At 67.9% G+C, this 19,988-nt stretch carries 20 protein-coding genes and 1 pseudogene; 14 read left to right on the top strand and 7 right to left on the bottom strand.

All coding sequences use genetic code 11. The features are described from left to right. The first annotated feature begins 7 nt into the window (after positions 1–7). From AC5Y30_RS20565 to AC5Y30_RS20530, 8 genes are all read left to right on the top strand, one after another. The gene (locus tag AC5Y30_RS20565) at positions 8–1,348 is read left to right on the top strand and encodes an FAD-binding oxidoreductase (protein ID WP_499920673.1); all 1,341 of its coding nucleotides are present in this window, start codon (positions 8–10) and stop codon (positions 1,346–1,348) included. A gap of 92 nt (positions 1,349–1,440) precedes the next feature. Then, complete coding sequence (locus AC5Y30_RS20560; protein WP_499920671.1) at positions 1,441–3,183, top strand: thiamine pyrophosphate-binding protein; 1,743 nt, start codon at positions 1,441–1,443, stop codon at positions 3,181–3,183. Further along, on the top strand, positions 3,164–3,829 hold the full coding sequence (locus tag AC5Y30_RS20555) for an SRPBCC family protein (protein ID WP_499920669.1): 666 nt from the start codon (positions 3,164–3,166) through the stop codon (positions 3,827–3,829). The genes AC5Y30_RS20560 and AC5Y30_RS20555 overlap by 20 nt, the downstream gene beginning before the upstream one ends. A gap of 10 nt (positions 3,830–3,839) precedes the next feature. Next, positions 3,840–4,859 carry a 3-oxoacyl-ACP synthase III family protein gene (locus tag AC5Y30_RS20550; RefSeq protein WP_499920667.1) on the top strand — a complete coding sequence of 340 codons (1,020 nt, stop codon included), beginning with the start codon at positions 3,840–3,842 and terminating at the stop codon, positions 4,857–4,859. Then, the gene (locus AC5Y30_RS20545; RefSeq protein WP_499920665.1) at positions 4,859–5,896 is read left to right on the top strand and encodes a pyridoxal phosphate-dependent aminotransferase; all 1,038 of its coding nucleotides are present in this window, start codon (positions 4,859–4,861) and stop codon (positions 5,894–5,896) included. The genes AC5Y30_RS20550 and AC5Y30_RS20545 overlap by 1 nt, the downstream gene beginning before the upstream one ends. Before the next feature lie 33 nt (positions 5,897–5,929). Next, the gene (locus AC5Y30_RS20540; protein WP_499920663.1) at positions 5,930–6,436 is read left to right on the top strand and encodes a MarR family winged helix-turn-helix transcriptional regulator; all 507 of its coding nucleotides are present in this window, start codon (positions 5,930–5,932) and stop codon (positions 6,434–6,436) included. 75 nt (positions 6,437–6,511) lie between these two features. Then, positions 6,512–7,726, top strand: coding sequence for an FAD-dependent oxidoreductase (locus AC5Y30_RS20535; RefSeq protein WP_499920661.1), 1,215 nt, complete (start codon positions 6,512–6,514; stop codon positions 7,724–7,726). Then, a complete protein-coding gene (locus AC5Y30_RS20530; RefSeq protein ID WP_499920659.1) occupies positions 7,726–8,844 on the top strand; it encodes a methyltransferase in 1,119 nt (372 codons plus the stop codon). The genes AC5Y30_RS20535 and AC5Y30_RS20530 overlap by 1 nt, the downstream gene beginning before the upstream one ends. Here AC5Y30_RS20530 and mmsB read toward each other — a convergent pair. The 3 genes from mmsB to AC5Y30_RS20515 are packed head-to-tail and all read right to left on the bottom strand — an operon-like array spanning position 8,819 to position 12,414. Further along, positions 8,819–9,703, bottom strand: a complete 885-nt coding sequence (gene mmsB / locus AC5Y30_RS20525; protein WP_499920657.1) for a 3-hydroxyisobutyrate dehydrogenase — start codon at positions 9,701–9,703, stop codon at positions 8,819–8,821. The genes AC5Y30_RS20530 and mmsB overlap by 26 nt on opposite strands. A 14-nt stretch (positions 9,704–9,717) precedes the next feature. Next, entirely contained in the window at positions 9,718–10,884 is a 1,167-nt protein-coding gene (locus tag AC5Y30_RS20520) for an acyl-CoA dehydrogenase family protein (RefSeq protein ID WP_499920655.1), read from the bottom strand. A 9-nt stretch (positions 10,885–10,893) separates the two neighbouring features. Next, on the bottom strand, positions 10,894–12,414 hold the full coding sequence (locus AC5Y30_RS20515) for a CoA-acylating methylmalonate-semialdehyde dehydrogenase (RefSeq protein WP_499920652.1): 1,521 nt from the start codon (positions 12,412–12,414) through the stop codon (positions 10,894–10,896). A 119-nt stretch (positions 12,415–12,533) separates the two neighbouring features. Here AC5Y30_RS20515 and AC5Y30_RS20510 point away from each other — a divergent pair. From AC5Y30_RS20510 to AC5Y30_RS20485, 6 genes and pseudogenes are all read left to right on the top strand, one after another. Beyond that, positions 12,534–12,833, top strand: a pseudogene (locus tag AC5Y30_RS20510) (DUF7956 family protein); the annotation flags it as partial. Positions 12,834–12,957: 124 nt separating this feature from the next. Next, positions 12,958–13,497: an RNA polymerase sigma factor gene (locus tag AC5Y30_RS20505; RefSeq protein WP_499920650.1), complete on the top strand. Its 540-nt coding sequence runs from the start codon at positions 12,958–12,960 to the stop codon at positions 13,495–13,497. Further along, entirely contained in the window at positions 13,494–14,201 is a 708-nt protein-coding gene (locus AC5Y30_RS20500) for a QcrA and Rieske domain-containing protein (RefSeq protein WP_499920648.1), read from the top strand. Before AC5Y30_RS20505 ends, AC5Y30_RS20500 begins: the two co-directional genes overlap by 4 nt. 41 nt (positions 14,202–14,242) lie before the next feature. After that, positions 14,243–14,632, top strand: a complete 390-nt coding sequence (locus AC5Y30_RS20495) for a cupredoxin domain-containing protein (RefSeq protein WP_499920646.1) — start codon at positions 14,243–14,245, stop codon at positions 14,630–14,632. Beyond that, positions 14,629–15,564, top strand: a complete 936-nt coding sequence (locus tag AC5Y30_RS20490) for a metallophosphoesterase family protein (RefSeq protein WP_499920644.1) — start codon at positions 14,629–14,631, stop codon at positions 15,562–15,564. Before AC5Y30_RS20495 ends, AC5Y30_RS20490 begins: the two co-directional genes overlap by 4 nt. Then, the gene (locus tag AC5Y30_RS20485; RefSeq protein WP_499920642.1) at positions 15,561–15,947 is read left to right on the top strand and encodes a hypothetical protein; all 387 of its coding nucleotides are present in this window, start codon (positions 15,561–15,563) and stop codon (positions 15,945–15,947) included. The genes AC5Y30_RS20490 and AC5Y30_RS20485 overlap by 4 nt, the downstream gene beginning before the upstream one ends. Here AC5Y30_RS20485 and rfbC read toward each other — a convergent pair. The 4 genes from rfbC to AC5Y30_RS20465 are packed head-to-tail and all read right to left on the bottom strand — an operon-like array spanning position 15,919 to position 19,981. Next, positions 15,919–16,542 (bottom strand): dTDP-4-dehydrorhamnose 3,5-epimerase, encoded by a 624-nt coding sequence (gene rfbC / locus AC5Y30_RS20480; RefSeq protein ID WP_499920778.1) that lies wholly within the window; start codon positions 16,540–16,542, stop codon positions 15,919–15,921. The genes AC5Y30_RS20485 and rfbC overlap by 29 nt on opposite strands. Before the next feature lies 1 nt (position 16,543). Next, on the bottom strand, positions 16,544–17,539 hold the full coding sequence (rfbB, locus tag AC5Y30_RS20475) for a dTDP-glucose 4,6-dehydratase (protein WP_499920641.1): 996 nt from the start codon (positions 17,537–17,539) through the stop codon (positions 16,544–16,546). 26 nt (positions 17,540–17,565) lie between these two features. Next, the gene (locus tag AC5Y30_RS20470; RefSeq protein WP_499920640.1) at positions 17,566–18,417 is read right to left on the bottom strand and encodes an LLM class F420-dependent oxidoreductase; all 852 of its coding nucleotides are present in this window, start codon (positions 18,415–18,417) and stop codon (positions 17,566–17,568) included. 28 nt (positions 18,418–18,445) lie between these two features. Beyond that, the gene (locus tag AC5Y30_RS20465) at positions 18,446–19,981 is read right to left on the bottom strand and encodes an ATP-binding protein (protein WP_499920638.1); all 1,536 of its coding nucleotides are present in this window, start codon (positions 19,979–19,981) and stop codon (positions 18,446–18,448) included. Positions 19,982–19,988 lie beyond the last annotated feature (7 nt).

Below are 19,988 nucleotides of genomic sequence, written 5' to 3'. Positions count from 1 at the left end.
AACGCGAATGGCCCTGCTCACCACCGAACGCACTTTCTTTCGCGGCGAAGCCGGCTACGAAACGGCCCGTCTCGACACCGTGTGGAACGGCCTTGTGCCGGAACGGTTTCCGGATGTCATCGTGCAGGCGCGCGACGCCGACGACGTGGTCTCGGCGCTGCGTTACGCGGGGGCGAACGGGCACCGCGTCGGGGTGTGTTCGGGAGGGCGCAGCTGGGTCGCCAGCCACCTTCGCGACGACGGCCTGCTCCTGGACGTCAGCCGCCTCGACCACTGCAGCGTCGATCCGCAACGGATGACCGCGAACGTCGGCCCGGGAAAGAGCGCCAGCGCCTTCGCGGCCGAACTCGACGCGCAAAACCTGTTCTTCCCCGCGGGCCATTGCGAGGGGATCTGCCTCGGTGGCTATCTGCTGCAGGGCGGCTACGGCTGGAACAGCAGGGCCCTCGGGCCGGCGTGCGAGAGCGTGCTGGGGCTGGAGGTGATCACCGCGGACGGTGAGCGGATCTATTGCGATCCCGAGAACCACCCCGATTTGTATTGGGCTGCAAGAGGTTCGGGCCCCGGCTTCTTCGGCGTGGTGACCTCGTTCAAGCTACGGGTCTATCCGCGTCCGGCGGTGTGGGGCACCTGCCTGTACATGTACCCGATCAAACTCGCCGACGACGTCTTCACGTGGGCGCGCTCGATCAGCGCCGAGCTCGACGACCGGGTCGAACTGCAGATGCATACCGCCCGCAGCTTCCCGGGAGCCGGCCTCGAGCAGCCGGGCATCACGATCGCCTCGCCCGTCTTCGCCGATTCGGAAGACGAGGCGGCCAAAGCCCTTGCGCCGCTGGGCAGTTGCCCGGTCGTCGATAAGGCGATCGTCGGCCTTCCCTACGCGCCGACGACCCTGGCCAATTGGTACACGGCGGTGATGACCAGTTACCCGAAGGGCCACCGCTACATTGCGGACAGCATGTTCACCGCGGCTTCCGCCGAAGAACTACTGCCCGGCATCCGCCGGATCATCGACACCATGCCGCCGCACCCGTCACACTTCATCTTCACGGGCTGGAAGACGTCGCCGAGCCGCACCGAGATGGCGTACGGCCTCGAAGACGACATCTATTTGGCGCTGTACACCATCTGGCGGGACCCGGCGGACGACGAACGGTACCGCGACTGGGCCGCGTCCAACATGGCCGCCATGTCGCACCTGGCGACCGGTATCTCGCTGGCGGACGAGAACCTGTGCCGGCGCCCCGCGCGATTCGTCACCGAACCGAACATGGCACGGCTGGACCGGGTGCGCGCCGCCTACGACCCGGATGGCCGGTTCCACAGCTATTTGACACATATCTAAAAGCGCTGGCAGTCCGCGGGCATCCGCTGCCGGAGTGAACTGAAGTCACCCGCGGGTCGTGTCACTGGCATCGTCATAAGTTAGGTGAGCAGATGTCGAGGCAACACCGGGTGGTCGACCACATCGTCGAGCATCTCGCGAGGACCGACGCCGACTACATCTTCGGTGTCGACGGCGCCAACATCGAAGATCTCTACGACGCCGCACACTTCTGCGCGGACATCACCGCCGTGCTGGCCAAGCATGAATTCTCCGCGGCCACGATGGCCGACGGGTACAGCCGCAGCGGCGCGGGCCTGGGCGTCGTGGCGGCGACTTCCGGCGGGGGAGCTCTCAATCTTGTTCCCGGCCTTGGGGAATCGTTGGCCAGTCGCGTCCCGGTGCTGGCATTGGTCGGCCAGCCGGCGACAACGATGGACGGTCGGGGCAGCTTCCAGGACACCAGCGGCCGCAATGGCGCGCTGGATGCCGAGGCGCTGTTCTCGGCGGTATCGGTCTGGTGCCAACGAGTGCTGACGCCCTCCGACATCGTCACCGCCCTGCCCGAGGCCATCGCGGCCGCACGCGGCGGTGGCCCGGCTGTCCTGTTGTTGCCCAAGGACATTCAGCAGAAGCCGGTCACGGTCATCAGTCGCGAAGGGCATGCCGCCGGTCCGTCGGTGGCGCCCCGGATCGGTGATCTGGATCCGGTACTGCGCGCGCTACGCGCCCCCGATGGGCCGGTCACCATCATCGCCGGCGAGCAGGTGGCCCGCGACGACGCCCGAGCGGAGCTGGAGGCGCTGCGCGCGCTGCTGCGCGCACGGGTGGCATGCGTGCCCGACGCCAAAGACGTCGCGGGCACGCCGGGTTCGGGCTCGTCCTCGGCGCTGGGCGTGACCGGTGTCATGGGGCATCCCGGCGTGGCCGAGGCGGTCGGTGACAGCACGGTGTGCTTGGTGGTGGGCACCCGCCTGTCGGTGACGGCCCGGGCGGGCCTCGACGACGCGCTGACGGCGGCGCGGACGGTCTCGATCGGGTCCGCGGCTCCCTACGTCGAATGCGCGCACGTGTACACCGACGACCTGCGGACCTCGTTGCGCATGGTGGCCATGGAACTGTCCGGGCGGGGCCGGCCGCGGGGCCTGCGGGTGCCCGATTTCGTGATCGACACCGAACTGCGCCCACCGCCGTACCGCGGTCCCGGCGTCCGCTACCGCGATGCGCTGACGGTGCTGGACCGGATGCTGCCCGACGGGGTGGACATCGTCGTCGACGCGGGCAACACCGGTGCGGCGGCCATTCATCATCTGCCGGTCCGCCGTGCTGGGCGGTTCGCCGTCGCGCTCGGCATGGGGGGCATGGGTTACAGCTTCGGTGCCGCCATCGGGATGGCCTTCGGCCGTGCCGTGGGCAGCCGGCTCAGCCGGCGCACGGTCGTCATCGCCGGCGACGGCGCATTCTTCATGCACGGCATGGAAGTTCACACGGCGGTGCAGTACCGGCTGCCGGTGACGTTCGTCCTGTTCAACAACAACGCCCACGCCATGTGCGTGACCCGCGAGCAGCTGTTCTACGACGACCTGTACAGCTACAACCGGTTCGGCCCCAGCCGGCTGGGCGCCGGGCTGGCGGCGATGTTCCCGGGGCTCTCGGCGATAGACGTGGCCGACGTCGACGCGCTGGCCGCCGTGCTCGACGGGACGCTGACCACCGATGGCCCGTCGGTGATCAGCGTTGAGTGCTCCGCCGACGAAATCCCGCCCTTCGCAACATTTTTGAACCAGCAAGCGACCAAATGCATTGGCCGACCGACACCTGAAGGGGAAAGATCAGATGTCCCTGCCCGCGCTTGACGACATTCACGTTCACACCGGCACCACCGAGCCGATCGAGGGGCTGGTCCGCATCGAGACCTCGCCGCTCGAGAAGACCGCGCCGATGTTCATGGCACAGATGCGGTCCGTGTACCCGCACGACGAGGTCTTCGGGCGGTACTGCACGGTCAGCGACTACGTCGACTGCCCACCCGACGAGCTGTTCGAATACCTGGCCGACACGCGCAGCCTCGAGGAGTGGACCTACACGCTGCGCGACTTCACCCCCACCAATGAGCCCGGGCTGTGGCTGGCCCACGACCGGCTGCTGCCGGATACCAAGATTTTCACCCGAACGGTGGCCAACGCCGAGGCGGGCACCGTCGACTACCACTGCGCCTGGGACCAGGGCGAGCACCTGTGGATGATCTACCTGATGCGGGTCGTCGACGCGCAGCTGGTGCTGAACAAGCCCGGTTCCGTTGTGCTGTGGACCAACTGCCACCACCCCTTCTACGACAACAACCCGTACACCGACGCCGCGCCGCCGGATCGGACGGGCTGGGTGGGTGACTTCTGGGACATCTTCGGTGCCGGCCACGGGGTCGAACTGCACAACCTCAAGACCATCGCCGAGTACCGCCACCGCAACGGCCTGCCGATCACGCCGGTTTGGATGAGATGAGCACCGCACAATGAAGCAACCGAGCGCGAGCCTGACCGACGTCTCCACCTACCTGCCCGGAAAGCCCATCGGCGCAAGCTATTACGCGCAGTTCGCCGGCTCCGATGAGCTGGCCGACAACCTGATGTTCCGCGCCCCTAAATTCCGCCATCACGTCGCGGCCGACGAAACCGCGGTCGACATGGTGGAGCGGGCCGCCGCCGGTGTCATCGAACGCAACGGCCACGACGTCATCGCCAACGTGGACGTGCTGATCACCCACACTCAAATGCCCGACATGCCGTTCTACGGCGGGGGCGGCAGCATCGCGCACCGCCTGGGCATGCGACCCGACTGGGTATTGGATCTGCACAACGGCGGGTGCGCGGCGTTCGTGCTGGCGCTCAAGGTAGCCCGACGTCTCCTGACGTCCGGCGAAGGGCGCACCGCACTGATCGCGGTCGCGCAGAACGCCGCCGGGCAGATCTTCGACCAACCCGGCGTGCGGGCGAAGGCGCAGTCGTCGGTGCCCGGCGACGGCGCCGCCGTGGGACTCGTCACGCTGTCGGACGATTCACCGATTCTCGACGTCGAGTGCCGCACCTACGGCGAATACGCCGGCGACATGACGATCGCCGTCGACCCGCCCCGCAAATGGTGGCAACCCGGACCGGGTGAAGGCTGCATCGGTTTCACCGAAAGCAAGATCACCAAGGTGTTGGCGCGCGGAAACAGGCAGGTCCCCGAAGTCGCGCTCGCGGTGTGCGACCGGATCGGCCTGCCGTCCAAAGAGATCGACCTGCTGGTGACCAATCAGCCCAATCGGGTGTTCTTGCGCAACTGGCGCGAGGCGCTCGACGTGCCGGCCGAACGCCATCGCGACACCTTCGACGAGTGCGGCAACCTGTTCGGCGCCGGCATCCCCATCAACCTCGACCGCGCGATATCCGACGGCCAGCTCAAGGCCGGCGACATGGTGCTGATGGCCGCCTTCGCGCACGCCGGTGACTTCGCGGGCGCGGCCGCCGTCCGGTGGGGCGGGCGAGACTGATGTCGGCCGTGCTGGAAGCGGACCCCGTCGAGCTGGGCGGCGCACTGCCGGACGCGATCGATCCGCTGGCGCTGTCCCTCAACGAGAACCCGTTCCCGCCGCTGCCGGCCGTGCGGTCGGCGTTGATCCGCTCGATCGACGCCGCCAACCGCTACCCCGAATTCCGGCCCGAACGGATGCGGACCCTGGTCGCCCGGCACGTCGGGGTCGGTGACGAGCAGGTCGTCCTCGGAGCCGGGGCGAGCGGGGTGGCGATGCAGGTCCTGTACGCGGTGACGCGGCCCGGCGACCGAGTTGTGTTGAGCGAACCGACATTCGACGGGTATCCGATCTTCGCGCAGATGGCCCACCTGACGCCGGTCACCGTTGCGCTCCACGAATCCGGTCACCACGATTTGCGGGCCATGGCCGAGGCGGCGGCGGACGCGAAAGTCGTCGTGCTGTGCCGGCCGCACAATCCGACCGGAACCATGGAGCCCGTCGCGGAGGTCGAACGATTCCTGCGCCGCGTGCCGGACGACACCGTCGTGCTGCTCGACGAGGCCTACATCGAGTTCGTCGCCCCCCAGCACCGCGTCGGCGGGCCGGATCTGGTGCGCCGCTTCCCGAATGTCGTGGTGCTGCGGACGTTCTCGAAGGCCTACGGCCTGGCCGGACTGCGTATCGGCTACGGGTTCGCCGCACCGCAGCTCGCCGCGATCCTGTGGAAGATGCAGCTGCCGTTCGGCATGGGGATCACCAGCCTGGTCGCGGTGGCCGCATCCTATGCGGCCGACGACCAGTTGCGGCAACGGATTCTGCGAATCGCCGGTGAGCGGCACTACCTGTCCCGGCGCCTCGCCGCGTTGGGGGTGCGCACCACCGACGGACACGCCAACTTCGTCTACCTGCCGCCCGTCGGGCGGCACTGGCAACAGGTGTTCGGTGAGGCCGGGCTGAAGGTCCGGCACTATCCCGACGGAGGTGCGCGGATCACCGTCGGGAGCCGCGCATCCACCCGAGCGGTGCTGGCCGCGGTGGCAAAGCCACGAGCCTGAGGTAAATCGCGGCCAAGTGCGGTAAGAAAGGGCGTGGCCCCTTCTGCATCCGACAAACCCGACCCGATCGCACTGGCGAGGGCGAACTGGACGCGGGCCGGCTGGGGTGACGTGGCGCCGGGCATGGTTGCGGTGACGTCCGTGATGCGGGCCCACCGGATCCTGCTCGCCCGCGTCGAGAACGCGCTGCGCCCCTACGACTTGAGCTTTTCGCGCTTCGAATTGTTGCGGCTGTTGGCCTTCAGCCGCAGCGGCGCGCTGCCTATCACCAAGGCGTCCGACCGCCTGCAGGTCCACGTCACCAGCGTCACGCATGCGATCCGCCGGCTCGAGGCCAACGGGCTGGTGCAGCGGGTGCCCCACCCCACCGACGGGCGCACCACACTGGTGCAGATCACCGATCTCGGGCGCTCGACCGTCGAGGACGCCACCATCACGCTCAACGAGCAGGTGTTCGCCGACATCGGAATCGACGCCGATGAGTCCGAAGCGCTCGTGTCGTCCATTGAGACACTGCGGCGCCACGCCGGCGACTTTTGAACCTCTCGCCGACGTCCTACGTGGTAGCGGTAGGAGGTCTGCGATGAACCTTGGCCCTACGCGGAACTGACGCCGATGCCGCTTCGCGTCCTCGTCGTCGGCGCCGGTGTCGGCGGCATCTCCGTTGCCCGGGGACTCATGCGCGACGGGCATGACGTCACCGTCTTCGAGCGGCGCCCGGATTCGCAGCCGGGCGGGGGCGCCGTAACCATTTGGCCCAATGGCGCAAGGGTTTTGGACCAGCTCGGCGTCGATATGGACGGCGCCGGGCAGCTACTTTCCAGTGTGCGCGTCACGACACCCACCGGCCGCCGGATCACCACGGTGGACCTGACTGCCGTCACGGCACGATTGGGCGCACCGGTCCGGATGGTCCCGCGTCGGCTCCTGCTCGAACGCCTGCTGGAAGGGTTTCCCGCGCAGCGCATTCGGTTCAACCGCCGCGCCACCCATTTCGCCAACACCCCCACTGGGGTGCGAGCCGAATTCGACGACGGCACTTCGGTCGAAGGGGACCTGCTGATCGGCGCGGACGGCCTGCACTCGAGGGTCCGTGACTATGTCGGCGGGCCGGCCGCGCGGCCCACGGGCTGGTGCAGCTGGCAGGGACTTGTGACGCTTCCGGGCGACGTCGATCGGAACGTCGCGCTCATGATCATCGGCGAGCATGGCAACCTCGGCCTGTGGCCGGCGGGAGGCTCGGATCTGCAGTGGTGGTTCGACTTGCCGTGGTCGTCGGATTTCGTCAGGCCGCCGCGCCCGCTCGACACGCTGCGTTCCCACTTCACCGGGTGGTCCGAACTTGTCGACCGCGTGCTGGTGACGCTGAGCGATGAGGACCTTGCCCCTTCGCCGTTCCCGCATTTCCGCCATCCGATTCCCCGCGCGGGCCGTGGCGCCGTCACGCTGCTCGGCGATGCCGCACACACGATGCCGCCCACCCTTGCGCAGGGGACCAACCAGGCGCTGCTCGACACGATGGTGTTGTGCCAGGCGCTTTCTCATCTCGTCCGGACAGTTCCTCCCGGCAGCAGACGTGATCTCGCGAGCGCGCTGCGCCGGTACGAAAAGACCCGGCGGCGCCAGGTCAGGGCCGTGTCCTGGGTGACCACGCAGCAGGTGTCCCGCAGCGAGTCCATGCTGAGGCCGGCGGCGATGATCTCGGACCGGTTCATGACCTGGGCGCTGGCGGCGTTCCTGCACAAGGTGAGTCACAGCCGGATGTCCGCCCAGATCAGTCGGGAGCTCGCGGCGGGCGCGCCGGCGCGCGTCCGATCGGAGGTGAGGTGATGCCGACGAGCGCCAAGCCGCCGCCGCCGCAGCTGGCCCGCGTTGTCGAGTGGATCCGTCATCACCTGTATCGGGCGCATCAGCGGCTGGTCCCCCCGCCGGCGGCGATGATGGAAATGATCACCGCCACTTGGACTTCGCAGGCGATCACGGTGGCGGCCCAGTTGGGCATCGCCGACGCGCTGGCCCACGGCCCGCTGCCGATCGCGGAACTGGCGGACCGGGCTGGCGCGGACGCCGACGCGCTACGACGGTTGCTGCGCGCGCTGATCGGCCGCGGGGTTTTCCGCCGCCGCCGCGACGGCCGCTACGAGCTGAATCCCCTTGCGGCGACGCTGCGTTCGGATGCGCCGGTGTCGACAACATCGGCGGCACGATTCTATGGATCGCGGGAGCAGCGCGAACGATGGACCCTGCTCGTCGATTCGGTCCGCACCGGTCTGTCCGTCGTCCCGGCGCTGCACGGCAAGGACAGCTTCGCCTACTTCGCCGATGAGCCCGAGCTCGCGGAGCTCTTCAACGAGACGATGACGAACATTTCGGAGCTGACCACCGCGTCGGTAGTGGCCGGATACGACTTCGGCGCCTACCCCACGATCGTCGACGTCGGCGGCGGTCACGGCCCGCTGCTGGCCGCCGTCCTCGCGGCGGCGCCCGGTTCGCGCGGTGTGCTGTACGACTTGCCCTCGGTCGTCGCGAGCGCGCGGCCATTGTTCGAAAAGCACTGTGTGGCCGACCGGGTGCGCATCGCGGAGGGATCGTTCTTCGACACCGTTCCGGGTGGGGGTGACGCCTACATCCTCAAGAACATCATCCACGACTGGCCCGACGATATGGCGGTCCGGATCCTGCGTAACGTTCGCGCCGCGGCGGGCCCGCGGGCCAGGGTGCTGCTGGTCGAGATGGTCATTCCGGAGCACGACCGCGACTTCCCGGGAAACTGGGTGGACCTGGAGATGCTGTTGAATCTGGGCGCTCGGGAGCGTACGGCCGCCGAGTATCGATATCTGCTGAGCGAAGCGGGGTTCGAGATGACCAGGATCCGACGAACCGCTTCGCCGCTCAGCGTGGTGGAAGCCAGTCCGCGTGAGTTCAGCTGCCGCGCAGCATCTCGATGACCGCGCTGAAGTCCTTATCCGCGTGATCCGCAGCGAATTTCGCGTAGATCTCGGCGGCGTGGGCGCCCAGCGGCGCCGCCGATCCGCTGGAGGACACCGCATCCATCGCCAGCCCCAGATCCTTGTTCATCAGCGCCGTCGCAAAACCCGGCTTGAAGTCGTTGTTGGCCGGTGACGTCGGGACCGGGCCGGGCACAGGGCAATTGGTGTGCACGGCCCAGCAGTTGCCGGTCGCCCCGGTGATCACATCGAACAGGGACTGGGCGGACAGCCCGAGCTTCTCGGCCAGGACGAACGCCTCGCCGATCGCGATCTGCTGCACCGCCAGCACCATGTTGTTGCACACCTTGGCGGCCTGCCCCGCCCCGGCCGCACCGCAGTGAATGATCTTGCCCGCCATGGGTTCCAGCACCGGCCGCGCCCGTCGCAGGGCGTCCTCGTCGCCGCCCACCATGAACGCCAGCGTCCCGGCGACGGCACCCTTCACCCCGCCGGACACGGGTGCGTCCAGCTGCGTCACGCCGTTCGATTCGGCCAGCGCATGCACCTCGCGGGCGTCGTTGACCGAGATCGTGGAGCTGTCGATGAACAACGCGCCGGGCCGCGCCGCGGGCAGGACTTCCGCGTAGCAGCGTTTGACCAGTTCCCCGTTGGGCAACATGGTGATGACCACGTCGGAGCCGGCCACCGCGTCGGTGGCGCTGCCGAATCCGGTGACCCCGGCCTCGGTCGCCGCGGACAGCGCCGCCGGCACCGGATCGAATCCGCGCACCGCGTGCTTGGCCGCAACGAGATTCGTCGCCATTGGCCCACCCATATGGCCCAGGCCAAGGAAGGCCACCGTCAGGTGCTCGGTCATCTCCGAAGACCCTTCTACGCGTTTGCGCGGACCCGTGCGGCCTCGGCCCGGCCGATGACCACCCGCATGATTTCGTTGGTGCCTTCCAGGATTCGGTGCACGCGCAGGTCGCGGACGATCTTTTCCAGACCGTACTCGCGCAGGTAGCCGTAGCCGCCGTGCAGCTGCAGGGCTTTGTCGGCGACCTCGAAGCAGGTGTCGGTGACGTAGCGCTTGGCCATCGCGCACAACTCGACCTTGTCGGGATCGTCGGCGTCCAGCGCATTGGCCGCCCGCCACAACATCATTCGCGACGTCTCGAGGCCGGTGGCCATATCGGCCAGGGTGAACCGGATGGTCGGCTCGTCGAGCAGGGACGACCCGAACGCCTGCCGGTCGCGCACGTAGGCGCCGGCCTTGTCGGCGGCGGCCTGGGCGCCGCCGAGCGAGCACGCCGCGATGTTGAGCCGACCGCCGTTGAGGCCCTTCATCGCGATGCCGAATCCGGCGCCCTCGCCGTCGGCGCCGCCCAGCATCGCCTCGGCCGGCACCCGGACGCCCTCCAGGATCACCTGCGCGGTGGGCTGGGCATGCCAACCCATCTTCTCCTCGAGCGACCCGAAACTCAGCCCGGCAGCGCCCTTTTCGATCACGAACGCCGATATGCCCCGCGGCCCCTCACTGCCGGTCCTGGCCATCACCACGTAGACGTCCGAGGCGCCCGCGCCGGAGATGAACTGCTTGACGCCGTCGAGCACGTAGTCGCCGCCCTGTCTGACCGCGCGGGTACTCAGCGCGCTGGCGTCGGACCCGGCGCCGGGCTCGGTGAGGCAGTAGCTGGCGATGACGTCCATCGACGCCAGCCGCGGGACCCAGTCCTTGCGCTGCTCGGCGGTGCCGAAGCTGTCGATCATCCACGCGCACATGTTGTGGATCGACAGGAACGCGGCGGTGACCGGGTCGGCGATGGCCAACTGCTCGAAGATGCGCACCCCGTCGAGCCGGCGCAGGCCGCTGCCGCCGACGTCCTCGCGGCAGTAGATCGCCGCCATGCCGAGCTCTGCCGATTCGCGCAGCACGTCGACCGGGAAGTGTTTGGCCGCATCCCATTCCAGGGCGTGCGGGGCGAGGCGCTTGGCGGCGAACGCGGCGGCCGTCTCGGTGATCACCCGTTCGTCGTCGTCGAGGGTAAAAGAAGCCATAGAGCAGTCTCAATCCATTGTGGGAATGACGAATTCGGCGCCGTCCTTGATGCCGGACGGCCACCGCGACGTCACCGTCTTGGTTTTGGTGTAGAAGATGATCGACGACGGGCCGTGCTGGTTGAGGTCACCGAAGCCGGAACGCTTCCAGCCGCCGAAGGTGTGGTAGGCCACCGGCACCGGGATGGGCACGTTGACACCGACCATGCCGACCTGCACGCGGGAGACGAAGTCACGGGCCGCGTCGCCGTCGCGGGTGAAGACCGCCACGCCGTTGCCGTATTCGTGCTGAGAAGGAAGCGCCAGCGCTTCTTCGTAGTCGTGCGCCCTTACGATGCACAGCACGGGACCGAAGATCTCGTCGGTGTAGATCGACATCTCCGGGGTGACGTGGTCGAACAGGGTGGGGCCGATGAAGAAGCCGCCTTCGAGGTTGGCGTCGCCGAAAGTCAGGTCGTCGCTGGCGCGTTCGCGGCCGTCGATGACCAGTTCGGCCCCCGCGTCGACGCCCTGGGCGATGTAGTCGCGCACCCGTGCCACGGCGGCCTCGGTCACCAGCGGGCCGTAGTCGGCCTTGGGGTCCAGGCTGTGGCCGACGCGCAGGTTGTTGATCCGCTCGATGAGCCGGGCGCGCAACCGGTCGGCGGTCTTGTCACCGACCGGGACCGCGACGCTGATCGCCATGCAGCGCTCGCCGGCGCTGCCGTACCCGGCGCCGATCAGGGCGTCGACGGCCTGGTCCAGATCGGCGTCGGGCATCACGATCATGTGGTTCTTGGCTCCCCCGAAGCACTGCGAGCGCTTGCCGGTGGCCGCGGCCCCCGCGTAGATGTACTGCGCGATGTCGGAGCTGCCGACGAACCCGACCGCCTGGATGTCGGGGTGGTTCAGGATGGCGTCGACGGCCTCCTTGTCGCCGTGCACGACCTGGAACACGCCGGGCGGCAGGCCCGCCTCTAGAAACAGTTCGGCCAGCCGCACCGGGACCGACGGGTCACGCTCGCTGGGCTTGAGCACGAATGCGTTGCCGCAGGCCAGCGCCGGGCCGGCCTTCCACAACGGGATCATCGCCGGAAAGTTGAACGGCGTGATGCCGGCGACCACGCCCAGCGGCTGGCGCAGCGAGTAGACGTCGATGCCCGGGCCGGCGCCTTCGCTGTACTCGCCCTTGAGCAGGTGGGGGATGCCGATGCAGAACTCGATGACCTCGATGCCGCGCTGGATGTCGCCCTTGGCGTCGGCCAGGGTCTTGCCGTGCTCGCGCGACAGCAACTCGGCCAGCTCGTCGACATGTTTGTTGACCAGCTCGATGAAGCGCATCATCACCCGCGCGCGGCGCTGCGGATTTGTTGCGGCCCAACCCTTTTGGGCCTCGACGGCCGACGCCACCGCGGCGTCGATGTCGGCTTGGCCGGCCATCGGCACCGTCGCCTGGACCTGGCCGGTGCTGGGATCGAAGACGTCAGCGCTGCGGACGGACCGTCCGGCGGTGCGCTGCCCATCGATGAAGTGCGGAATCTGTGTGGTCATGGGGCCCTCGAGTGTGGTTGACGCGCTTAAGCGGATACTTGCATATCCTAGTAACCCGGATCCGACGTTGGCAAGGTGGGTGACTTGTCGCCATTTCCTGCAGTAATTACCGTTTCGGCGTGGCGGAGCAGACCGGGCGCGGCGCCGATGCGGCCCGCGGTCGAGAGGTGGAGCTGACCGAGGCTGCGCGGGTGCCCGGCGCGGCAGATCGAGCAGTCGGCCCCACGCTGCGTGCCGCCTATCAAAGTGCACTGCGGGGACGGCGGCAGCTCGACGCCATCGCGATCGACATCGAAACGGCCGTCGCGAAACAGCAGGCGTTGCTCGACATCGGCCGCACGGTGGGCTGCTCACCGTACGAGAACGACTTCACGTTGCCGGAGTTTCCCGAAGGATGGCGCAACCGGTCAGTCGGGTGGCGCGTGGACGACTCTTGAAGGCCGTAAGCCAGGCTAGCCTGACACCTGTATGCGCACCATCGAGGCCCACTACGCGCCCTGAGCCGTGTAACCCGAGCCGCTATTCATCGGGTGAAGGAGGCAAGTGGCCGCAAGAAACGAACCCGTCGGGCCGCGACCCCTGCGCGCGGTGCCCGACGACGGCTACCCGAACTGGGAAGCCGTGTACTCCGACAACGTGACCTGGGTGTACCGCACGCTGTTCGCGCGCGTCGGCAACCAAACCGACGCCGAAGACCTCACCGCCGAGGTGTTCCTCGCCGCGCTGCGGCCGCTGCGGCTGACCGCGAGCGTCGCCGAGGTGCGCGCGTACCTGCGGGCGACCGCCAGGACGGTGCTGGCCGCGCATTGGCGCGAGACGCTGGGGCGAGAGATAACCTCGATCGAGGACATCGAACAACCCGCCGACAGCCAGGAGGCGATCAGCACCGCGCCGCAGCGCGTTGCCCGGGTTCTGGACAGCCTGCCGGACCGCTACCGCCAGATTTTGGAATCCCGCTTCCTGCGGGGTAATTCGATCAAGGAGTCAGCCGCGGAACTCGGAATCAGCGTGGCCAACGCCAAAGTGCTCCAGCACCGCGCCCTGCGGCTGGCGGCGCAGGTCAACGATGGGGGCCAGCCATGAATGCGCGAGGGCTGCGACGGTATGTCGACGACCTGTTGCGGGGGCGCCGGCCCAGGCCCTTCGCGCCGGACGACTTCGAGGCCGCGCAGGTCCGCACGGCGATCGAACTGCGCGCGGCTCGCGAGGGCGGTGACGCGCCGCGCCCGGAGTTCGTCGCCGACCTGCACCGGCGAGTCGCCGAGCAGATGTCGGGCGCGCCAACGGAAACGGCTCGGGGCCACGGCAGCACGCGGCGCCAGGTCATCGTCGGCACGTCGGCCGCCGCCACCGCGGCGGTCGCCGCGGTGTCCGTCGACCGCGCCCTGATCTCGGGCCGAGCCGGCGACGGTCGCACCCCCGAGACTGCCGCCGGGCAACTCACGCCTACCGAGGGCAGCTGGCAGCGCGTCGCGGACGGCTCGGACGTGCCCGACGGTGCCATGCACGCGTTCGACCTCGGCTCGGTGACCGGGTTCGTCCGCCGCGTCGGCGGCAGAATTCAGGCGATCTCCGGGGTGTGTACCCACCAGGGCTGCAGGCTCTGGTTCGACGCACCGGAGGACACCCTGCGCTGCCCCTGCCACACCACGTCGTTCTCGCCCGCCGGGCAGGTGCTCGCCCACCAGTTGCCGATAGCGCCGAAACCGCTGCCGGCCTTGATGGTTCGTGAGGTCAACGGGGTCATCGAGGTGTTCGCCCCGGCGGCCCCCGAGCGCCCGGCCTGAGCGTGTAACCCGCCGCGCTATCTCTTGGCATGGATATCCCCATGCGACGAAGACTTTTGGCGGCCGTTCCGGCCGTAGGCGTGTTACTGCTGGCCGGTTGCTCCCAGCCCCGGCCGACGGCGACCACCGCCGCGCCCACGACCACCGCGGTGTCGATCACCGCGCCGGCGGCTCCGGTGCGCGGCGACCAGGTCAGCATCGACGGATTCGCGTTCGCGCCGGTGACCCTGACCGTGCCCGCCGGGACCACCGTCACGTGGACCAATCGCGACGAGGAACCCCACACGGTGGCAGCGAGCGACGGCTCGTTTCACTCACCCGGCATGGGAACGGGTGCCACCTTCACCCACACCTTTTCCACCGCAGGGACTTTCGAGTACGTCTGTTCGATACATCCGATGATGCACGGCACCGTGGTGGTGACGGGATGAACCGCGCCGGCGACGACAAGGGCATGACTCGCCGCCAACTCATCCGGCACACGGCATGGTTCGGTGCGGCGGTCGGATTCGCCGTGGCCGGGGGCGAGGTCATCTCGCACGTCGCGGGCCAGGCGGGGGCGCAGCATGCGGCGGCCAAGCCCACCCTGCGGTTCGCCCAGATCAGCGACAGCCACCTCGGGTTCAGCGGGCCGCCCAACCCCGACGTCACCGCGACGTTCGGCCACGCGATCGATCTGGTCAACAACCTCGGTTACACACCGGATTTCGTCATCCACACCGGGGACCTCACCCACCTGTCCAGCCCGGAGCAGTTCGACCAGGTGAAGCAGATGATGAACGGACTCAAGACGCCACACGTGTTCACCGTCCCCGGAGAGCACGACTCGATCGACGACGCGGGGCAGAAGTATCGAAACGCGTTCGGCGCCGGCTCCGTTGGCGACGGGTGGTACAGCCACGACATCGCCGGTGTGCACCTGATCGCGTTGGTCAACACGCTGAATCTGCGCAAGCTCGGTCATCTCGGTGCCGATCAGTTGGAGTTCGTCAAGAAGGACGTCGCGGGACTTTCCAGCGACACTCCCATCATCGTGTTCAGTCACATCCCCCTGTTCGCGATGTACCCGCAATGGGGCTGGGGCACCGACGATGCCACCCAGGCGCTGAGCTACCTGCGCCGCTTCTCGTCGGTGACGTGTCTGAACGGCCATGTCCACCAACTGTTCTCCAAGACGGAGGACAACGTCACTTTCTACAGCGGCACCACCACTGCGTACCCGCTGCCGCGGCCGGGCGACGGGCCCGCGCCCAAGCCGGTCACGCTTCCGGCCGGCAAGCTGCGCGACGCGCTGGGCATCCGCGAGGTCAGCTACGCCAAGGGGCAGACCGCTCTGGCCCTGAAGGAGACGACACTGCAATGAGTTTGACGAGCATCCTGGTCCGCCTCGGCCTCGCCGTGTCGTTGACCGTCAGCGCCGCCAGTCACGCCTACCTCTATGTGCATGGCTACCGGCATATTCCGACGATCGGCACGGCGTTCCTGGTTCAGGCCAGCCTGTCGTTCGCGGTCGCGCTGCTGATCCTGATCGGCGGTCCCGAGTGGCTGCGCTGGGCCGGCGCCGCGCTGGCCGCCGGTTCGCTGGTCGCGTTCGTCATGTCGCGCACCGTCGGCCTGTCCGGCTTCCTTGAACGGGGTTGGGATCCAGCACCGTACGCCGCCGTCAGCGTGATGGCCGAAGTGCTCACGGTGGCCTTGTGGGCGAGCGCTGCGGCGGCTAGGCGGAATCGGGCCGCTTCTGCTTGAGTCTGTCCGCAAACGCCGTGGTCTCGTCCCAGGTGGGTAGCAGGCCGGAGGCGCGCACCTGAGCGAAGCTGGGTGCCGCGGCGTCCCGGTCCGACAAGTTGGGCGCCGCCCCGTGGACCAGCGGCCAGTCGATGGCCAGCTCCGGATCGGTCGGGCAGATCGTGTGTTCGCGCTGTGGGCTGTATTCCGCCGAGCACAAATACATCACGGTCGAATTGTCTTGCAAAGCAAGGAAACCATGCCCCAGGCCTTCGGAAATGTAGATCGTCCGGCGATCGGAGTCGTCGAGCAGGACCGAATCCCACTGCCCATATGTCGGCGAGCCCACCCGGATGTCGACGACGACGTCGAACACCGCACCGCGAACGCAGGTCACGTATTTGGCCTGGCTAGGCGGCAGCTGCGCGAAGTGCAATCCGCGCAACACGCCGGCCGACGACACCGAGCAATTGGCCTGCATGACCTCCAGTCCGTGGCCGGTGAAGGAGCGGAATCCCGTGTCGCTGAGCCATTCGAAGAACAGACCGCGCGAATCACCATGAAGGGTGGGCGTGATCTCCCAGGCACCGGGAATTTTCAGTTCGCGTACGTGCACGCTACTGCCCACGCTCTTCGTAGCGGGCTTCCGAGGCGTCTTTCAACGGACGCCACCACGATTCGTTCGCGCGATACCAGTCGATGGTGGCACGCAGGCCGTCCTCAAAATCGGTATGCTTTGGCGCCCAACATAATTCGTCACACAGCGACGAGGGGTCGATGGCGTAGCGCAGATCGTGACCGACGCGGTCGGTGACCCGGTCGAAGTCGTCGGGCTCGCGGCCCATCATCTGCAGCAGCGTGCGCAGCACGGTCAGGTTGTCGCGCTCTCCTTCGGAGCTGATCAGGTAGGTGCGCCCGATTTCGCCGGATTCCAAGATGCGCCGGACCGCACTGTTGTGGTCGTCGACGTGGATCCAGTCGCGCACGTTGGCGCCGGCGCCGTAGAGCTTGGCCCGGCGCCCGGTGAGCACGTTGGTGATCTGGCGCGGGATGAACTTCTCCACATGCTGGTACGGCCCGTAATTGTTGGAGCAGTTCGAAATCGTCGCGCGCACCCCATAGGAGCGGACCCAGGCGCGCACCAGCATGTCGGCGGCGGCCTTGGTCGCCGAATACGGGCTGGACGGGTTGTAGGGCGTCGCCTCGGTGAACCGCTGCGGGTCGTCGAGCTCCAGGTCACCGTAGACCTCGTCGGTCGAGATGTGGTGCAGCCGCACGCCGTAACGGCGCACCGCCTCGAGGATGGTGAAGGTGCCGACGACGTTCGTGTGCAGGAAAGGCTCGGGACTGTCCAATGCGTTGTCGACGTGGCTCTCCGCGGCGAAATGCACCACCGCGTCCGATTCGGCGACCAGCCCCGACACCAGCTCGGCGTCGGTGATGTCACCGACCACCAGCTCTATGGCGTCCTCGACGTCGGCCAGTGACTCACGCCGACCGGCGTAGGTCATGGCGTCGAGCACCGTCACGGAGTCCTCGGGGTGTTCGCGGACCGTGCTGTGCACGAAGTTCGCGCCGATGAATCCAGCGCCGCCGGTGACCAGTAACCGCATGCCCAAACCCTAACCGAGCCGATCGGTCACGTTGCACGAGTCAGCCCCAGGGGCCCCGCCAGTTCGGCCAGCGCCGAGACCAGGTTTTCATCCTTCGTCAGGACCTGCACCGGGACGTGGTCGGCGCCGGCGTCCAGGTGTTCTTTGAGCCGCGCCGCGATCTGGTCCACGGTGCCATATGCCACCACCGCGTCCACCAGGCGGTCGCTACCGGGGCGGTTCACTTCGTCCTCGGTGAAACCCAGCCGCTTCCAATTGTTTCGGTAGTTGGCGAGATTGAAGTAGATGTCGAGGGCCTTGCGGCCCACGGCCCGGGCCTTCTCCGGGTCGGTGGTCAGGATGGCCTTGTGCTCGGGGGCCAGGAAAGCGGACGGTCCGATGAGCTCGCGTGCCTGCGCGGTGTGTTCCGGGGTGGTCAGGTAGGGGTGCGCCCCGGCCGAGCGTTCCGCGGAGAGCTTGAGCACGCGCGGGCCCAGCGCCGCCACCACCCGGCGGTTGGCGGGCACGCCGTAGTCATCGAGCTGCTTCAGGTAGTCGGTGAGCGCGTCGTAGGGCTTGCGGTATTCGGTGTGAGCCTCCGGATGACCGACGCCGATGCCCAGCAGGAAGCGGCCCGGGTAGGCCTTGTCGATGCGGTGGAAGGATTCGGCGACCGGCTTGGCCGCCGCGGTCCAGATGTTCACGATGCCGGTGCCCACCTGCAACGTCGTCGTCGCCTCCAGGAGGGGCTCGACCCACGCCAACTCGGCGGGCGGGGAACCGCCGACCCAGACGGCGCCGTAGCCCAGCGCTTCGATGTCCCTGGCCTGCTCGGGGGTGACGCCGCGTCCGAACGATCCGAACCGGCCAAGATTGGGTTTGCTCGCTGCATCGGTCATGGTGTTCGTAACCCGCACCCCGGGAGACCTATTCCGGGGCGGCGACATCCTCGTCGGCGGCGAGGTCCGCGACGGCGGCGTCGACGGCGGGGGGCTCCAGCGGCAGCAGCACGATGAACCGGGTGTCGCCGGGCGCCGACTCCACCCGCAGGTCCCCGCGATGCTTCTTCACGACGATGTTGAACGCCAAGTCCAGGCCCAGGCCGGTGCCCTCGCCGAAGGGTTTGGTGGTGAAGAACGGCTCGAAGATGTGCTCGCGCACGTCCTCGGGTATCCCGGGCCCGGTGTCGCAGATCTCGATGCGGGCCAGGTTGTCGCCTTCCCGGCAGGTGCGGATGGTCAGGGTGCCGCCGGTATCGCGCATCGCCGCGATCGCATTGTCGATGATGTTGGTCCACACCTGGTTGAGATCGCCTGGATAGCAAGGGATTTCGGGCAACGTCTGGTCGAAGTCCTTGACCACCGTGACGGCGTGGTCCTTGCCGGCGCCTTTGCCCACGTCCTTGGTCAACCGGTCGGCGAACATCACCAGCGTGCTGCGCAGCAGGTCGTGCACGTTCGTCACCTGGAACGGGGCCCGATCCATTTGCGAATACTGTTTGGCGTCGGCGACCAGTGCCGAGATCCGTTTGCTCGCTTCCATGATTTGGTTCATCAGCAGCTCGCTCTCGATGGTGTAGTTGATCCATCGGATCGCCTGCTCCAGCGACGTCGACCCCAGCTCCTCGCTGACCGCGGAAATGCGCTCCAGCCAATCGGTGTCGATGCCGCCCTCGACGAACGTCGGCGCGATGTCCCACCCGTCGTCGATGCCGTGGTCTTCCAGCCAGTCGCCGACGGCGTCCTCGCGATCGGAGGTCTCGAGCGCGCTCAGGTGCTGTGACGCCGACTTGGCGACCTGCTCGGCGACTCTCTCCTGCAACCGCACAAGCGCGCTCAATGCCTCGGCGCTGATGGTGCCGTCGGCGAGCATCGCCAGCTTGTGCCGCATGTTGGCCACGCGCTCGCGCAGATCCGCCGCGGACCGTGAGATCGCGGCCGCGGGGTTGTTCAGCTGATGCGTCAGCCCGGCCGACAGCCGGCCCAGGGCCAGCAGCTTCTCCCGATTGCCGATGATCCGGCGGGTCCGGTCGGTGCCGACGGCGATGCCGTCGAGCAGATGCACCGCCATCGGGAACTGGTCCTTCATGAACCGGGCGAACACCGGCGCATCCATCACGAAGAAGCGCGACGGCTTGGTCACGTGCACCGAGGCGTCGTAGCTCTTCTGGTTGCCGCCGGTGAACGCCCGCCAGGCCCCGCAGTACACGCCGCGCTGCGAGGTGCGGTTGGTTTCGATGTCCTGGCCGCCGGACAGCTTGCTCATGGTCAGCTCCCCGTCGATGAGGACGTAGAAGCAGGTCGCCGGTTCGCCTTCCACGCAGATCGGACCCGGTTCGTAGCGCTGGATGTGCCCGTTGGCGCACAGCACCGCGAGCTGCTCGTCGGTCAGCGCCTCGAACAGGAACAGGCTGCGCAGCTCGTCGGGCTCACACGGCATCGGCCTCGATTCGGTGGCGGTCATGCCCCTC

The sequence above is a fragment of the Mycobacterium sp. NGS27 genome, assembly GCF_059813005.1.
The sequence above is the reverse complement of the archived record's forward strand: the minus strand, read 5'-3'. Positions and strand labels throughout refer to the sequence as shown.

What these genes read in the sequence shown, in the direction of transcription:
- AC5Y30_RS20565 (WP_499920673.1), top strand. Translation starts at nt 8, where the DNA reads ATGGCCCTGCTCACCACCGAACGCACTTTCTTTCGCGGCGAAGCCGGC.
- AC5Y30_RS20560 (WP_499920671.1), top strand. Translation starts at nt 1,441, where the DNA reads ATGTCGAGGCAACACCGGGTGGTCGACCACATCGTCGAGCATCTCGCG.
- AC5Y30_RS20555 (WP_499920669.1), top strand. Translation starts at nt 3,164, where the DNA reads ATGTCCCTGCCCGCGCTTGACGACATTCACGTTCACACCGGCACCACC.
- AC5Y30_RS20550 (WP_499920667.1), top strand. Translation starts at nt 3,840, where the DNA reads ATGAAGCAACCGAGCGCGAGCCTGACCGACGTCTCCACCTACCTGCCC.
- AC5Y30_RS20545 (WP_499920665.1), top strand. Translation starts at nt 4,859, where the DNA reads ATGTCGGCCGTGCTGGAAGCGGACCCCGTCGAGCTGGGCGGCGCACTG.
- AC5Y30_RS20535 (WP_499920661.1), top strand. Translation starts at nt 6,512, where the DNA reads ATGCCGCTTCGCGTCCTCGTCGTCGGCGCCGGTGTCGGCGGCATCTCC.
- AC5Y30_RS20530 (WP_499920659.1), top strand. Translation starts at nt 7,726, where the DNA reads ATGCCGACGAGCGCCAAGCCGCCGCCGCCGCAGCTGGCCCGCGTTGTC.
- mmsB (WP_499920657.1), bottom strand. Translation starts at nt 9,703, where the DNA reads ATGACCGAGCACCTGACGGTGGCCTTCCTTGGCCTGGGCCATATGGGT.
- AC5Y30_RS20520 (WP_499920655.1), bottom strand. Translation starts at nt 10,884, where the DNA reads ATGGCTTCTTTTACCCTCGACGACGACGAACGGGTGATCACCGAGACG.
- AC5Y30_RS20515 (WP_499920652.1), bottom strand. Translation starts at nt 12,414, where the DNA reads ATGACCACACAGATTCCGCACTTCATCGATGGGCAGCGCACCGCCGGA.
- AC5Y30_RS20500 (WP_499920648.1), top strand. Translation starts at nt 13,494, where the DNA reads ATGAATGCGCGAGGGCTGCGACGGTATGTCGACGACCTGTTGCGGGGG.
- AC5Y30_RS20495 (WP_499920646.1), top strand. Translation starts at nt 14,243, where the DNA reads ATGCGACGAAGACTTTTGGCGGCCGTTCCGGCCGTAGGCGTGTTACTG.
- AC5Y30_RS20490 (WP_499920644.1), top strand. Translation starts at nt 14,629, where the DNA reads ATGAACCGCGCCGGCGACGACAAGGGCATGACTCGCCGCCAACTCATC.
- AC5Y30_RS20485 (WP_499920642.1), top strand. Translation starts at nt 15,561, where the DNA reads ATGAGTTTGACGAGCATCCTGGTCCGCCTCGGCCTCGCCGTGTCGTTG.
- rfbB (WP_499920641.1), bottom strand. Translation starts at nt 17,539, where the DNA reads ATGCGGTTACTGGTCACCGGCGGCGCTGGATTCATCGGCGCGAACTTC.
- AC5Y30_RS20470 (WP_499920640.1), bottom strand. Translation starts at nt 18,417, where the DNA reads ATGACCGATGCAGCGAGCAAACCCAATCTTGGCCGGTTCGGATCGTTC.
- AC5Y30_RS20465 (WP_499920638.1), bottom strand. Translation starts at nt 19,981, where the DNA reads ATGACCGCCACCGAATCGAGGCCGATGCCGTGTGAGCCCGACGAGCTG.